Origin of the sequence: Pseudoflavonifractor phocaeensis, assembly GCF_021531375.1 — a bacterium.
Lineage (GTDB): Bacteria > Bacillota > Clostridia > Oscillospirales > Oscillospiraceae > Lawsonibacter > Lawsonibacter phocaeensis_B.
On the sequence record NZ_JADYTU010000041.1, the window covers coordinates 1 to 15,731 of the forward strand.

The window sequence follows — 15,731 nt, forward strand, 5'->3', positions numbered from 1 at the left end:
GGGTGGAGGCGGAACTGCTGCCAGAGGGCTGCTGGGGAGCGGGATCTTTGCTGCCGCAGGCGGCAAGAGCCAGGGTCATGGAAAGCGCGAGCAACATAGCAAGAAACTTTTTCATGGTCGATCTCCTCTTTTTAGATTTATTGTGAATGCCCGAGGGCTTATCACACCGGATGAAAATTGGCGAAATAAACAAACAACATTATTCTATTCCTTATTATACTTGTTTATTGTGTGTATATATAGCGAAAAAAGTACAGATTATAGAAAAATCGTACACAATATGAAAAATATGCCACTCAAAGCGGAGCTTCTTCCGGGCCCGCGGCGGAGCGGCCCGCCTTGCGGAAGGCGCTGGGGGTGGAGCCAGTGACCGAACGAAAGAGTTTTGAAAAATAGTTGTAGTCGCTGACGCCGACCTGTTCCGCCACTGCTGAGATAGGGGCGTTGCTCTGAAGCAGGAGGACCTTGGCGGCCCGGATGCGCCGCTCTGCGATCAGATAGGAGAGGGTGCGGCCGCCGGACAATTCTTTTGCCAGGGCGCACAGCTTGGTCCGTCCGATGTGCAGCTGTTCGGAGATGGTGGCCAGGGAGAGCTTTTCCATGTAGTGCTGGTCCAAATAAAACTCCAGTTTTTGCAGATTGGTGCGCTCTGTGGTCAGGATCATGCCCTTCAGCTGGATGTAGGCGGCAAGCGCCTCCAGAATTTCGGCATAGGCGGCGATCTCCTTGTCGGAATACTGCCGAAACTTCTCAAAGGAGGCGCGCAGGGCGCCGGCTCCGCCCGGATACCAGCCTAGAGTCTTGGATGTGTTTGTCCACTGATCCTCCATGGGCGCGTCATCTAAAAACTGGCCGAATACCAGATAGGCCATGGGTACGCCGTCTATATGAATGGGTAAAATTGCCTCGCAGATGCCCGCATGGCAGCGGTAGAAGTGGAACCTGTTGGTACCGGCACACCGCGCCACTGCCTGGGCGTCGCATCGTTCGCACCGGGTATGTCCCTCGGGACAGGCGTTGATCTGTTCACAGAAGGGAGCGTGGTGTGAGGTCAGGCAGATGTCCTTGCCGTTCAGATCGAAGATATTGGCTTGGATCCCGGTCAACGTGTAGAGACTGGTAATCAGCTGGAGCAGACGTTCATGGTCGAATAAAACGTTCATGGCATACCTCAAAAAGAAACCTGGTTTGTGCTTCGTACCGGAGCAGGGGCGAAACTATCCGCTGGGAAACATCAATGGGGAACTTCTTCCAATCCATTATATTTCTAAAGCAGATAGATTTCAAGAAAGAGGCTGGGCAACCGAGATCCCTGCGTCGAAAATAAAAAGCCGTGAGCGGTTTTTTGAATCGCTCACGGTTTTTCGGTATGGAAGGGAGAAAATCACCCGCGGAACTTGTTCACCACGGCCTGCATCTCGTCCCAGTGGGCCTCCATGTCGGCCACCAGCTTGAACTGGGTCCGGCAGCGGTCCAGATTCTGGCCCTCACGATGGATGTGGAAATAGGTGTCGCCCTCCAGATAATCGGTGAGGAAGCGGATGCCGCATTCCAGCGTCATCAGCTTGGCGCCCCAGGGCAGGTATTCCAGTTCGGCGTCGGTGAGGGAGCCCTCGGCGCCCTCCAGGAAAGCCTTGGTATAAACCTCGAACAGCTCCAGGTCGAGGTACATCTTGGACAGGTCCTTCTCGTCCTCGGCGCAGTGGTTGGCGCCGAAGCGGATGGAATCGCCGAAATCATTGATGGACAGGCCGGGCATGACGGTGTCCAGGTCGATGACGCAGACGCCCTCGCCGGTCTTGGTGTCGATGAGGACGTTATTCAGCTTGGTGTCGTTGTGGGTCACCCGCAGGGGCAGGCGGCCGTCCCGCAGGGCCTGGAGCGCCACGGAGCAGTCGGCCTCGCGGTCCATGACGAACTGGATCTCGGGACCGCAGTCCTTCACGCGGCCCATGGAGTCGGCCTCAACGGCGGTCTTCAGCTTGGCCAGGCGGTCCTCGGTGTCGTGGAAGTGGGGGATGGTCTCGTAGAGGGTCTCGGCGGGATAGCCGTTGAGCATCTTCTGGAACCGGCCGAAGGCACGGCCGGAGGCGGCAAAGAGCTCCGGGGTGTCAGCGGTCTGATAGCAGTAGATATCGGTGATGAAGGGGTAGACGCGCCAAGCGCCGCCCTGGCTGTCGGTGTAATAGGGCTCGCCGTTGCGGGGCCGGATGACCTCCATGGCCTCCCGGGAGCGGTCGCCGCCGGCCTGTTTGATCTGCTCGCCCAGATACTCGGTGACGCCGATAATGTTGCTCATCAGCTGGTCAGGGTGCTTGAAGGCGGCGGCGCTCATGCGCTGGAGAATGAAGGTGCGGCAGGGATAGTCGGCAGGCTGGGTGTGGACGCAGAAGGTGTCGTTGATGTGGCCGCAGCCAAAGCGCATGGCGCCGACCACAGGGGCCCCGAAGTCAAAGGCCTCCAGAACCTCGTTCAAAACGGTTTCGGCAGTAGACATTACTTGGTCTCCTCCCACAGATTGTCGGGATAGATGCCGGCAGCGGTTTTCTCGGCGATGGCGGCCACCACTACGGGCTTGTCCGCCTGATAGGTGACGCCGTACCACTTGTCGGTGCTGCGCAGCACCTTGGCACGGGCCTTGCCCTCTTCGATCAGCTGGCTGATGACGCTGGGGAGGAAATATTCGCCCTTCAGAGGGTTCTCGGCCAGAGTCTTGTCCAGGAAAGCGGGGAAGCGGTTCCAGGCCTCGGTGAAGAAGCTGTCCGTCAGGCCCCAAAGATTCATGGAGACGATGAAATCGCCGGGCAGAGCGCTCCAGGTGGCACCGTCGTCCTCGGTAAAGCGGGCGTTGTCGCCGTCCTTCTCAATGTGGGTGCGCTCGGTGACGGTCTGAAGGAAGTGCTCCTCATCCTCCACGCAGATGCCCCGGGCCACATGGCCGTTCTCGGTGACGGTGTTGCCCAGCAGGTAGCCCACCATGGCAAACTCATAGCAGCCGGGCCGGTCGGGGTGCTGGCTCAGATAGTCGTAGATGGTCTTGAAGGCGTCGGGGCCATAGTAGTCGTCGGCGTTGACCACGGCGAAGGGGCCGTCCACCAGCTTGCGGGCGGCCAGGATGGCGTGGGCGGTGCCCCAGGGCTTGGCACGGCCGGCGGGGACGCTGTATCCCTCGGGCAGGTCGGTCAGCTCCTGATAGGCGTACTTCACGTCGATGACCTTGGACAGGCGGTCGCCGATGGCGGCCTTGAAGGTGTCCTCGATCTCGTGCTTGATGACAAAGACAACGGTTTCGAAACCGGCGCGGCGGGCGTCATAGATAGAATAGTCGATAATCAGCTGACCGTGATTACCCACGGGGTCAATCTGCTTCAGACCGCCGTAGCGGCTGCCCATGCCGGCGGCCATAACGACCAGAACAGGTTTCTTCATAATGGTCACTCCTTAAAATAATATGAGGCCGAGGGAAACTCAGTTGTGATAACCGTTGGGGTTGTTGGACTGCCACTTCCAGCTGGAGGCGCACATCTCCTCGATCCCCAGCTTTGCCTTCCAGCCCATCTCTTCAAAGGCCTTCTTGGGCTCGGCGTAGCACTCAGCGATATCGCCGGGGCGGCGGGGATCAATGACATAGGGCAGCGTCTTGCCGCAAGCCTTTTCGTAGGCGTGGAGGACGTCCAGCACGCTGTAGCCCTTGCCGGTGCCCAGATTGCAGATGAACAGGCCACAGTTGGTCTCAAGCTTCTTCAGCGCGGCCACATGGCCCTGGGCCAGGTCCACCACATGGATGTAGTCGCGCACGCCGGTGCCGTCGGGAGTGGGGTAGTCGTCTCCGTAGACATGCAGCTTCTCCAGCTTTCCCACGGCTACCTGGGCGATGTAGGGAACCAGGTTGTTGGGGATGCCGTTGGGGTCCTCGCCGATCAGGCCGCTCTCATGGGCGCCGATGGGATTGAAGTAGCGCAGCAGAGCCACGTTCAGCGTGGGATCGGCGGCGCAGTAGTCGATGAGCACCCGCTCCAGGAACAGCTTGGTGGTGCCATAGGGGTTGGTGGTGCCGCCGGTGGGGAAGTCCTCGCGGATGGGCACGCTGGCCGGGTCGCCGTATACGGTGGCGGAGGAGGAGAAAACGAAATTCTTCACGCCGTGGGCCCGCATGACGTTGAGAAGGACCAGGGTGCTGACCAGATTATTGGTGTAGTACTCCAGCGGCTTCCGGACGCTCTCGCCCACGGCCTTCAGGCCGGCGAAGTGAATGACGGAGTCGATGTCGGGATACTGGGCGAACAGAGCCTCGGTAGCGGCGGGATCGCACAGGTCCATCTTGACGAAGGGGACGGACTTTCCAGTGATCTTTTCCACCCGGCGCAGAGATTCCTCACAGGAGTTGGAGAGGTTGTCGGCCACAACGATCTCATAGCCGGCGTTCAGCAATTCCACGCAAGTATGGCTGCCGATGTAACCGGCGCCGCCGCTGACTAAAATGGACATAAAAACACTCCTTTTTAAAAACACATGGTTACTTGTGATGCCATTGTAAACAATGGAAGGCGGAAAGGGAATGGATGATTTTACATATTATTTGCACTATCGTCCGGCGGTGTGAGGGAGGTCTCGGAAAGCATCTTGACGCTTCTGTCGTACTCACTGGGGGACATCCCGGTCAGCGCCTTAAAGCGCCGGGAGAAGTATTGGACGGAGCCGAAGCCCAATTTGGAGGCGATCTGGGTGTAGTTGAGCTGTCCTTCCCGGATCATCCGCCGGGCAGCGTCGATCTTCATTTTGCTGAAATGGTCGATCACGCCGCCTCCGGTCTGTTCGTGAAAGTACTGCTCCAGCTGGGCGCGGCCGATGAGGTTGTCCCGGCAGATCTGCTTCACCGAGAGGGGCTGGTCCAGGCGCTGCTCCAGATAGTCGATGATGCGGGCCATGCGCTCTTCCATCTGGCGGGGGGCGGACTGCTTCAGATCGGCGATGGAGTCGCCCCTTCGGATCAGACGGATCAGAAGCTCCTCAATGGCGGAGGAAAGCATCTGCGCACAGCCGAAGGGTGCGTCCTGCCGGGGGGAGAGGGAGTGGGTGGCGGGGTCGTCCAGGGCGGTGGAAAAGATCTTTTGGCTCTCGTTGACGATACGGGCCAGAAGGGCGCGCTCCTCACCGCCGGAGGAGGTGACGCGCCCGCGGAAAAATTCCATGGCGGGGCTGTCGCAGCGGAAGCTGACCACTACGAGGTTGGGGGCCACCACGCCGTTGGCGGAAAGGGCGTGGAATTCTCCGGGGGCGTGGAAGATCAGTTGGCCCCGGCTCAGATCAAAGCTCTGGTCCCCGGCGGTGACCCGGACGGTCCCCTTATCCACATACAGAAACTCCCAAAAATCATGGGATTCTCCGGCAAAGGCGTAGCTGCTGGTGTATTCAAAGTAATGAACGGTGTATAGCTGTCGGATCTCCAGAGACTGCTCCAGATAAAAGGGGGTGTATGCCATGATCAACCCTCCTCTGCCAGTTGGTGGGATGGGACTTGGCTGTATACAATTTCATTATATCGGATGTTGGAAGATCATGCAAGAAATATGGGCCGGTTCACTGGGATTTTCCGGGTTACAACGGACAAAAACTCCCCGCTTCCAGAGGAACCGGGGAGTTTGATGGGGCTGTATGAAAATGGGGTCCGGGTTTACCGGGGGAACTTGATGACGGCCTGAGCGGCGGCCAGACGGGCGGTGGGCATCCGGAAGGGGGAGCAGGAAAACTAGTCCAGGGAGGCGATATAGCTGGCGGTGCTGCGGATAAAGGCATTCAAATCTTTCCGCTGGCCTCTGAGATCGAAGCATAAGATCAGGCAGAGCGTGATGAGCAGCAGTGTACTGGAGACGGCAAAGCGGAAAATATTTGCTTTTCAAGGGAGAGACGCTTGAATTTTTGTATTATACAGCACCTCAAAATGCCATGAAAGGAGGTGGGGGAATGTGGCTGGGCGGAATATTCCGCGGTCAGTATCCCAGCGCGTAGCCGTCGCGCCGGGGATCGGCGGAGCCGCGCAGGGTGCCGTCGGGCAGGCGCATGACCGCCTGGACACATGGGAAGGTAAAGAAGCGTTCGTTGGTGTTCAGTTTATGGCCCAGGGCCTCCAGCTGTGTTTTTACCTCGTCGCTGACCCGGTTTTCCAGAATCAGCGTACCGAAGTCATCGTGCATTCTCACCGCGTCGATGGCCTCTTCTATGTCCATACCGTGGTCAATGACCTTGGAGACGACCTGGAGCACGCCGGTAATGATGCGGGTGGTACCGGGGGCACCCAGGCTGAGGAAAGGCTCGCCGTCTTTCAGTACCAGGGTGGGGCTCATAGAGGACAGGGGACGCTTGTTGCCGGCCACTACATTGGGGCTTTCAGGGTCTGTGGAGAAATCGTACAGGGTATCGTTGAGCAGGATACCCGTGCCCTCAGCCACCAGGCCGGAGGCAAAGGTGGCGTCTACCGTCTTGGTCACGGCCACCATGTTGCCTGCTGCGTCAATGATGGAATAGTGGGTGGTGTCCTTAGACTCGTAGGGCCAGGGATCACCCGCGTTGTAGGTCTGGGACTTGGTCATATCAATGGAGGCGGCCAGAGCGGCGGCATATTCCTTGTCGATCAGGCCGGCGGCGGGCACATCCACATAGGCGGGGTCGCCCATGTACTTGGTGCGGTCGGCAAAGCCCAGCTTCATGGTCTCGGACAGCAGGTGGAGGTACTCCGCGCCCTCGGGGTCCATGGAGCCCACTTCAAAGTTTTCCAGAATGTTGAGCATCTCAATAATGATGGTGCCGCCGGAGGAGGGGAGGTTGGAGGAATAGATGTCATAGCCCCGGTAGGTGCCGTGGACCGGCTCGCCCACGGAAATCTCATAGTTGGCAAAGTCCTCCATGGTCAGGTGGCCGCCGTGCTTTTGCACTGAATCCACGATCTTCCGGGCAATAGATCCCGTATAGAATTCAGACTCTCCCTTTTCCGCGATGAGCTGCAGCGTGTCCGCCAGATCGGGGTTTGTGATGACGTCGCCCTCCTGATAGGGCATACCCAGATTGTCCTCGTCGAAATAGATTTCCGCCGTGGAGTCAAACTGGACCAGGAAGCCATAGGCGTCAGAGATATCCCGTTCGGTGATGGCGGATACCGTAAAGCCCTCCCGGGCCATGTCGATGGCAGGCTGCATGACCTCCTGGCGGCTCATGCTGCCGTAAGTATCCAAGGCATAGAGCAGGCCCTTGACCTCGCCGGGGACAGCCACGGCGTTGGCGCCCACCTTGTTGGCTTGATCGGCCACGCGGCCGTTCTCGTCGATTTTCCACATGTCCAGACTGGCGGCCGCGCCGGACTGGTCGCGGAAGTCGATAAACACGATCTCGCCGCTGTCAGCAAAGCGGACCACCATGAACCCGCCGCCGCCGATGCCGCTGGACTGCTGTTCGCACACGCCCAGGACGAAACCCATGGCCACAGCTGCGTCGATGGCGTTGCCCCCGTTTTGCAGGATCTCCACGCCGATCTGACTGGCCTCGAGCCGGCCGCTGGATACCACGCCGGCCTTGCCTTCCGCGTCGCGACCTCCCAGAACGATGTTGTCCGGGTCAAAGCTGCCGCCGCTTTGGGCGGAGGTGGCCGACTGGCTGGGAGCGGGACTTGCGGCAGGACCGCCGCAGGCAGTGAGGGTGATGCACAGGCTGAGCATCAGTGCGCCAAGACGAAAAAAACGCTGTTTCATTGCAAACTCTCCTCTCGGTTTTGAGTGAGCGATGGCAGAATGAACGGGGTGGAGACTTATGCAAATCGCTGTAAGATCAAATGCCGTGATCCGTATCCACAAGCTGCGGCTTATCTGTCCGCTCAATTACTTCAGCCAATATCATATAATATCTGCGGGCCAATTTCAAGAAATGGTGAGCGCCTTGAAGGGTTTTCTGCGACCGGTTTGATACGGAGCGGGCGGCCACCCCGGGCAAAGCGCCAATGACTATTGTGGGAAGCTGGAAACTAAATACAGGGGAGCGGGATAATAGAAAGCCCACGATCCCATGGGATCGTGGGCTTTGCAATTATGCTTCAAAGGCTGAAATCAGAGGATTACTTGCGGGGGTTCTTGATTGCAGCCTGAGCGGCCACATATATTGCGAGGAAATCAGCATGTGAGGAGATATTCCCCTCATATGCTGACAATGACGGTTTTATCCTTTCACTCTTTTTCAGCCTGGTCCGGAACGGTGACCTGGTGGACATGGTGGAGCAGGAGATCGGAGAACTGGAATTCTGACGGCGTGCCGCCATTCGGATGATAGGACCGGGAAGAACGATGGAAGTCTGAGTATACAACTGTTTTCCCACAGCTGAGGACGGATCATAATTGGAATCCCCGCAAGAAGCAAGAGAAACTTGCTTCTTGCGGGGATTCTTTTTCAAATACGGAAAACTGTCTATGTGAGAGAGGGATTGCAGCTTTCCATGGGATTTAGGGACGATTGCGGGTCGCCCCTGAGGCTTTGGAAATTATGTCGGGAAAAACCGGGAGATCACACAACCTCGTCTTCCTCAAAGTCGCAGATCAGGTCCTTGTCCACCACGGAATTCTCGGGATGGTCCACGGTGTCGTACTTGTGGTAGTTCTTCAGCATGAGCACGCCGCTGATGAGCATCAGGATCATGACGATGAGCAGGGGGAAAGCGGTGGCGATGGCCAGCTGCTTGGTGGCGTCGATGCCGCTGACGGCGCCCACGGTGCTGGAGGTGGCCAGGTTGACGAAGCAGACCAGGGAGACGGTGATGCCCCAGAAGATCTTGATCTTTGCGGGGGGCTCGGCAGTAGCGGCGTTCTTGGCCTTGATGGACAGAGAGGAGATGGTGGTAGTCATGGAGTCACACAGGGTGACAATGGACAAGAATGCAGTAAACAGGAATACCACATCCAAAATCTTGGAGAGGGGTATGTTCTCAAAGAAAGCGAACACCGCAGACTCGGTGCCAAGATCCATCATGCTCTGGTAGATGCCGCCGCCGTTGATCTCATAGAAGATGGCAGAGGAGCCGAAGATACCGAACCAGACGATACCGAACAGGCCGGGCAGCAGGAAGTTATAGATGGTAAACTCACGCAGGGTACGACCACGGGCCACTTTTGCCAGGAAGATACCCATCAGGGGAGCGTAGGCGATCATCCAGCTCCAGTAGTTGATGGTCCACCAGGTGGGCCACATCTCGCCATCAAAGCCGGACAGGTAGGTGGACTGGGTGAAGAAATGCTCGATGTGGAAGCCGAAGGCCTGTGTGGCGTTGTTCAGGATGTAGGAGGTGGGACCAAACAGCAGCACGAAAGCCATCAGGCCAATGTACAGCTTGGCGTTCTTATCGGACAGGAAGCGCACGCCCTTGCCGATGCCGGTGTAGCTGGAGATCAGGAAGGTGATGACCACGGCCACCAGGATCACGATCCAGAGGAAGCGGCCCGGAGTAACGCCGGTGAGGATGCCGATGCCGGCGCCCAACTGGAGCGCGCCCTCACACAGGGAGGCGGAGACGCCGCCGGCCAGACCGAACACGCACAGAATATCAACAATGGTACCAATCACGCCCATGGCCTTCTTGCCCAGGATGGGGTACAGGCAAGCGCTGACCCGGTAAGGCAGCTTCATGTTATAGACGGCCACGCCGATGGCGATACCGGCCACGCAGTAGTAGGCGTACTCGGAGATACCCCAGTGGAGATAGGTGGTGGCCAGGGCCAGCATGGCACCCTGCTCGGTGCCGGGGGCGTACAGTCCGGCGAAGCCGGGGATGCCTTCGATGAAGTGAGTGATAGGCTCGGCAATGCTCCAGAACACGATGCCGGTGGCGATACCGCCGCACAGAGAGATGACGAACCAGTTCCACTTACTCATGATGGGCTTGGCGTTCTCGCCGCCGATGCGGATGTCGCCCACCTTCTTGGAAAACATGACCCAGACGCAGAAGGCCACCAGGCCGAGGGTCAGCAGGTCATAGAGGGCACCGAAGTTCAGGCAAGTGAATTCCACGATGAAGGATTCACCCGTGGCGAACCACTCAGGAGCCACAAGGCCCAGCACGATGATGGCAATATACAAAAGTGCCATCGTAATGAATACGGGTTTGCGAATGGTGACTTTTTCACTTTTCATAACTGCATTTCTCCTTCTTTTTTTAAGGGGGAATACACCCCACCAGCCTCTGCCGCAATCAGAGACGTGGAAACCAATGGATTTCGGCTTTGACGGATTACTGCATCTTCAGCTCGCCCACGGCCTGTTCCGCCGCAGCCACCAGCTCGCCGCTGTGAATAAGGTCCCGGATGGTCTCCAGATGGGGGTAAATGTACATATCCTCCTCCATCACCGGCACACGCTTGCCTACTAACTCCAAGACTTTGGTGGTGCCCGCGCCTCGGTCCAGATCATGTTCCATAAATTGCTGGGCCTGATAACCGGACATCAGCTCGATGGCCAGCACGTACTCCAGCAGACGGGCGGTATCCTGGGCCTTACGGCAGGCGTTATAGCCCATGGAGACATAGTCCTCCTGATTTCCGCTGGTGGTCACGTTGTCAATGGTGGCGGGGGTGGCCAGCATACGCATCTCGTTGAGGATGCCGGCCTGGGAGTACTGGGGAATCATCAAACCGGAGTTGAGCCCAGGCTTCTTCACCAGGTAGCTGGGGAAGCCGGACAGGTTGGAATCCACGAAGCGAGTGTTCCGACGCTCGGACATCTTGGCGAGGTAGGTGGCCGCAATACAACAGGCGTCCATCTGGATGCCCTGGAAGCCAGCGTCCGGATTGCCATTGGACATGGCCACGCCGTCATCACCAACCTGGAAGAAAATGGGGTTGTCGCAGCAGCCGTTCAGTTCAGCCTCTACGGTGCGCAGGGCATTGGACAGAGCCTGCTTCACCGCGCCGTGGGCTTGGGGGATACAGCGTAGAGACAGAGCGTCCTGCACATGGCTATCCTTGTTCTTCTCCACCACCTGGGAGCCGGAGAGCAGCCGCAGCAGATTTTCCGCCGTGGCGGTCTGTTCGCTCTGGTGACGCATGGACATGATCCGCTTGTCATAGGCCTTGGGCAGACCGCGCAGAGCCTCCAGAGAGATGGCGGCCACTACGTCGGCAGCCTTGGCACAGTTGATCAGGTCGTAGATAGCAATGGCGGACAGGGCAGTGGGAGACAGGGTACCGTTGGTCAGGGACAGTCCCTCCTTGTAGCTTGGGACCCAGGGAGTCAAGCCGGCACGGGCCAGGGCCTCGCCGCCCTCCAGCAGTTCGCCCTGATACCAAGCTTTGCCGCCGCCGATGGCCACCATGGCGATATGGGCCTCGGTACACAGATAGCCCACGGAGCCGTGGCGGGGAACGTAGGGATACACGTCACGGTTGAGCATCTCTTTATACTGCTCCAGCAGACCAATGCGTACGCCGCTGACGCCCTGGCCCAAAGATTGAAGGGCCACAAGCATGATGCCGCGCACACTCTCCTCATCCAGTGGTTCGCCCACCGAGGTGGAGTGGGTCAGGATGATGTTGCGCTGAAGGGTTTCCGCATCCTCGGGGGGGATGACCTGGGAGACCAGGGAGCCGAAGCCGGTGGTGGTCCCGTACATCACCCGCTTCTCCGCCACCCATTTTTCCACCAGCTGGCGGCAGGCAGATACCCTATTAACATATTCTTCGGAAAATTCCACTTTGGCGTGATCTCTGACCACGGCCATAAAATCCTCAAGACACAGGGTCCCGCCCAGTTTGATTACCTTCTCCATGTAAATTTCCTCCTCGCAAATTGTGTTTCTCCTATGCGCGAAGATCGCGCTTCTATGGACCTCAGGCATATCTTCCAGAAATTCATTCCAAAAATTATAAAAGCATTTTCTGTGCCAACTTTAAAAAACCGCCATAATCGGAAAGAAAAAACTTTCTTTTTTAACTGGAGCATGGATCCTTAGGCGGACGAGCAAAGAAAACCCGGCTTTTTCCACCGGTTTTAGCCGCCGCACTGCGTTCTATGCCGGTTTCGGGCCCGTCCGATATGAGTCTGTTGATCTCGGCTCCGTGGTCTGTCCTGTGAAGATAATTTTGCAGTGCCAAATAATTTGGCAGTTGCAAAATTATCTTGCATTTTGTGGTGTGTCTGGTACAATACAATTGACAATAAGAAAATGAGGTGGAGCATATGGACCTGTTTGACCTGGCGCTAATCCTGGACGGGGACGGGCGAATCGCGTCTATTCAGTGGAAGAATGAGCGACTGTGCCGGTTCTACGGCGCAGTCTGGAGCCAATACTGTGGGAGCGATCCGTCCCAAACCTTTCAGATTCCGCCGGAGTGTGAAAACGGGGAATTTTCTTGGAACGACGAGCATTTTTCCTTTGAGCGTTTCCGGACAGGAGATGTGGTATGCTATTTTCTCAAGCGCCAGGACCACCGGGAAGCACTGTTGAAGGCGGCGTTGGAATCCGTAAAGGACGGTATCCAGGTCTATGACAAGAACGCAGACATGGTTTATTTGAATCGGACAAGCCGGGCGCTGTCAGGTTTCAGTGAGGAATTTTCGGCAGAGGGCCGGCATTTGATGGACCTGTACCCAGATCTGGATGAGGAATACAGCACTGTCCTCACGACCCTGCGCACCTGCCAGCCTGTTCAGTATCGGTTTGCTGACTATGTGAGCGCGGAGGGGACGCACCTGCTCACCCTGAATACCGGCTACCCGGTACTGGACCAGGGTGAATTGCTGGGCACGGTAATCCAGGAACAGGACATTGGCATTATCCAGAAAAAAATGGAGCACCTTGAGAAATTGAAGGCTGCAATGTCTGTCCAGATGTCGGGAGACCTGTTTCGGCGGAAGTCCCGGTACTCCTTTGCCGATGTTATCGGGCACAGCCCGGCCATCCAACAGGCGGTGGAGATTGCGGAGCGGGTGTCTCTGCGGGATGGAAACGTGCTGCTGGTGGGAGAGACGGGGACAGGAAAAGAAATCTTTGCCCAAAGCATCCACTATGCCAGTCACAGGCAGAATGAAAAGTTCGTCTCCCTTAACTGCGCCGCCGTCCCGGAAAACCTCATCGAGAGCGTTCTGTTTGGCACCACCAAGGGAGCATTTACCGGCAGTACCGAGCGGGCCGGTCTGTTTGAGGAGGCCAGCGGCGGCACCCTGTTCTTGGATGAATTGAACTCCATGAGCCTGTCCATGCAGTCCAAACTGCTTCGTGCGCTCCAGGAGGGGACCTTCCGCCGGGTGGGCGGGGGCAAGGACATCCGAGTCAACGTACGGATTCTCTCGGCTTGTAACGAGGACCCCTATGCGCTGATGGAAAACAACAAGCTCCGTCGGGACCTGTTTTACCGGGTAGGCACCATACTGATCCAGATCCCGCCGCTGAGGGACCGGCCGGAGGACATTGAGGAACTGTCCTATTACCACCTGAGCAAGAGCGCAGACAGGTACGCCCTGCCCATTCGGAAAATCGCTCCGGAAACGCTGGCGCTCCTGCGGCACCATAACTGGCCAGGAAACGTTCGAGAGCTGAACCATGCCATCGACTACGCAATAAATTTGTGCTCTGGGGATACGTTGCTTCCTGAACATCTGCCCGCCCATCTGCTGGCCGAAGGGAGCAAAAAAGAACAGGAACCTGTTTCAGCGCCCATTCCAGTCCCCTCTGCCCCCGCTGCGCTGGGTCGCCTTCAGGACCTGATGGACGCTTATGAGGACCAGCTCATCCGAAATGCCCTGCGTGCCTGCGGTGGTAATGTCTCAAAGGCAGCCGTCCTACTTGACATCAAGAGGCAGAGTCTGCAATACAGGATCCACAAATACAATATTGTATTCTGAATCGCAGCATCTCCTGATGCGCATGTAAAAGAACGTCCTTGCAGAGAAGGAACTCTGCAAGGACGTTCTTTTATTGGAATGCGTATTAAATAACTTCGAAAGTCACTCCGAAAGCATTGAATTCCAAGGATTTCTATGCCAAGTGACTTTGTTGAAGTGCAAGGTTTTTGGATTAAATTGTCCAAAAACCTTACACCTCCCACAGGTACACTGTAGCGCGCCAGTGGAAATACGCATTGTAACAATGGAATTGTGCGGCTACCGCCGCACGAATAAACCGTTTTGCGGTTTATTCAGTAGACATTATTGTAGGGGACAGGGGAAAAACACCTCCGATTCTTTCGAATCGGAGGTGTTTTTTGCTCTTAATTCATAAGAAATGTTAATTTCTCGGATTCTTGATAGCGGCCTGTGCGGCGGCCAGACGGGCGATGGGCACACGGAAGGGGGAGCAGGACACATAGTCCAGACCCACATTGTGGCAGAACTCCACGGAGGAGGGGTCACCGCCGTGCTCGCCACAGATGCCCAGCTTCAGGTCGGGGCGGGTCTGGCGGCCCAGCTTGGCAGCCATCTCCACCAGACGGCCCACGCCGTTCTGGTCCAGACGGGCGAAGGGATCGCTCTCATAGATCTTGTTGGCGTAGTAGGCCTCCAGGAACTTGCCGGCGTCGTCGCGGCTGAAGCCGAAGGTCATCTGGGTCAGATCGTTGGTGCCGAAGGAGAAGAACTCGGCCTCCTTGGCGATTTCGTCGGCGGTCAGAGCGGCGCGGGGGATCTCGATCATGGTGCCCACATGATACTTCATGTCAGAGCCGGCGGCCTTGATGATGGCGTCGGCGGTCTCCACCACGGTCTTCTTCACGAAGGCCAGCTCCTTGATCTCGCCCACCAGGGGGATCATGATCTCGGGGACCATGTTCCAGTCGGGGTGCTTGGCCTGGACGTTCAGCGCGGCCTTGATGACGGCGCGGGTCTGCATGGCGGCGATCTCAGGATAGGTGACGGCCAGACGGCAGCCGCGGTGACCCATCATGGGGTTGAACTCGTGCAGGGAGGCAATGATGGCCTTGATGTCGTCCACGGACTTGCCCATGTCCTGGGCCAGCTGAGCGATGTCGGCCTCCTCGGTGGGAACGAACTCGTGCAGGGGGGGATCCAGGAAACGGACGGTCATGGGACGGCCCTCCAGGGCCTCGTACATGGCCTCGAAGTCGCCCTGCTGCATGGGCTCCAGGACGGACAGAGCGGCCTCACGCTGCTCCACGGTGTCGGAGCAGATCATGCGGCGAATAGCGGGGATACGGTCGGCCTCGAAGAACATGTGCTCGGTGCGGCACAGGCCGATGCCCTCGGCGCCGAACTTGACGGCCTGAGCGGTGTCGCGGGGGTTATCGGCGTTGGTGCGGACCTTCAGCTGACGGTACTTGTCGGCCCAGGCCATGATGCGGCCGAACTCGCCGGAGATGGAGGCGTCCACGGTGGGAATGGCCTCGCCGTAGATGTTGCCGGTGGAGCCGTCCAGGGAGATCCAGTCGCCCTCGACATAGGTCTTGCCGGCCAGCTCGAACTTCTTGTTCTCCTCGTCCATCTTGATGGCGCCGCAGCCGGAGACACAGCAGGTGCCCATGCCGCGGGCCACGACGGCGGCGTGAGAGGTCATGCCGCCGCGGACGGTCAGGATGCCCTGGGAGGCGACCATGCCCTCGATGTCCTCGGGGCTGGTCTCCAGACGGACCAGGACCACCTTCTCACCGCGCTCGGCCCACTCCTTGGCGTCCTCGGCGGTAAAGACGATCTTGCCGCAGGCGGCGCCGGGGGAGGCGGGCAGGGCGGAAGCCACGGGGGTGGCCTTCTTCAGC

The 15,731-nt window shown here is 57.9% G+C and carries 10 protein-coding genes; 1 reads left to right on the forward strand and 9 read right to left on the reverse strand.

Going from position 1 to position 15,731, the window contains the following annotated elements; translation table 11 throughout:
* Positions 1–296: 296 nt before the first annotated feature.
* The 8 genes from I6E39_RS10310 to I6E39_RS10345 all read right to left on the reverse strand — a co-directional run bounded on the left by I6E39_RS10310 (position 297) and on the right by I6E39_RS10345 (position 11,794).
* On the reverse strand, positions 297–1,163 hold the full coding sequence (locus I6E39_RS10310) for a PocR ligand-binding domain-containing protein (protein ID WP_235381502.1): 867 nt from the start codon (positions 1,161–1,163) through the stop codon (positions 297–299).
* A 221-nt stretch (positions 1,164–1,384) separates the two neighbouring features.
* Positions 1,385–2,497 (reverse strand): phosphotransferase enzyme family protein, encoded by a 1,113-nt coding sequence (locus tag I6E39_RS10315; RefSeq protein WP_235381503.1) that lies wholly within the window; start codon positions 2,495–2,497, stop codon positions 1,385–1,387.
* On the reverse strand, positions 2,497–3,429 hold the full coding sequence (locus tag I6E39_RS10320; protein WP_235381504.1) for a sugar phosphate nucleotidyltransferase: 933 nt from the start codon (positions 3,427–3,429) through the stop codon (positions 2,497–2,499). Before I6E39_RS10320 ends, I6E39_RS10315 begins: the two co-directional genes overlap by 1 nt.
* Before the next feature lie 39 nt (positions 3,430–3,468).
* A complete protein-coding gene (galE, locus tag I6E39_RS10325) occupies positions 3,469–4,488 on the reverse strand; it encodes a UDP-glucose 4-epimerase GalE (protein ID WP_235381505.1) in 1,020 nt (339 codons plus the stop codon).
* A gap of 80 nt (positions 4,489–4,568) precedes the next feature.
* On the reverse strand, positions 4,569–5,483 hold the full coding sequence (locus tag I6E39_RS10330) for an AraC family transcriptional regulator (RefSeq protein WP_235381506.1): 915 nt from the start codon (positions 5,481–5,483) through the stop codon (positions 4,569–4,571).
* Between the two features lie 507 nt (positions 5,484–5,990).
* Positions 5,991–7,742 (reverse strand): gamma-glutamyltransferase, encoded by a 1,752-nt coding sequence (ggt, locus tag I6E39_RS10335; protein WP_235381507.1) that lies wholly within the window; start codon positions 7,740–7,742, stop codon positions 5,991–5,993.
* Positions 7,743–8,544: 802 nt separating this feature from the next.
* A complete protein-coding gene (locus tag I6E39_RS10340; protein ID WP_235381508.1) occupies positions 8,545–10,164 on the reverse strand; it encodes a BCCT family transporter in 1,620 nt (539 codons plus the stop codon).
* 97 nt (positions 10,165–10,261) lie between these two features.
* Positions 10,262–11,794: an HAL/PAL/TAL family ammonia-lyase gene (locus I6E39_RS10345; protein WP_235381509.1), complete on the reverse strand. Its 1,533-nt coding sequence runs from the start codon at positions 11,792–11,794 to the stop codon at positions 10,262–10,264.
* Positions 11,795–12,204: 410 nt separating this feature from the next.
* Here I6E39_RS10345 and I6E39_RS10350 point away from each other — a divergent pair, with 410 nt between their 5' ends.
* The gene (locus I6E39_RS10350) at positions 12,205–13,869 is read left to right on the forward strand and encodes a sigma-54 interaction domain-containing protein (protein ID WP_235381510.1); all 1,665 of its coding nucleotides are present in this window, start codon (positions 12,205–12,207) and stop codon (positions 13,867–13,869) included.
* A gap of 382 nt (positions 13,870–14,251) precedes the next feature.
* Here the strand turns inward: I6E39_RS10350 and I6E39_RS10355 are convergent.
* On the reverse strand, positions 14,252–15,731 hold a 1,480-nt coding region (locus I6E39_RS10355; RefSeq protein WP_268842280.1), incomplete at its 5' end, for a putative PEP-binding protein.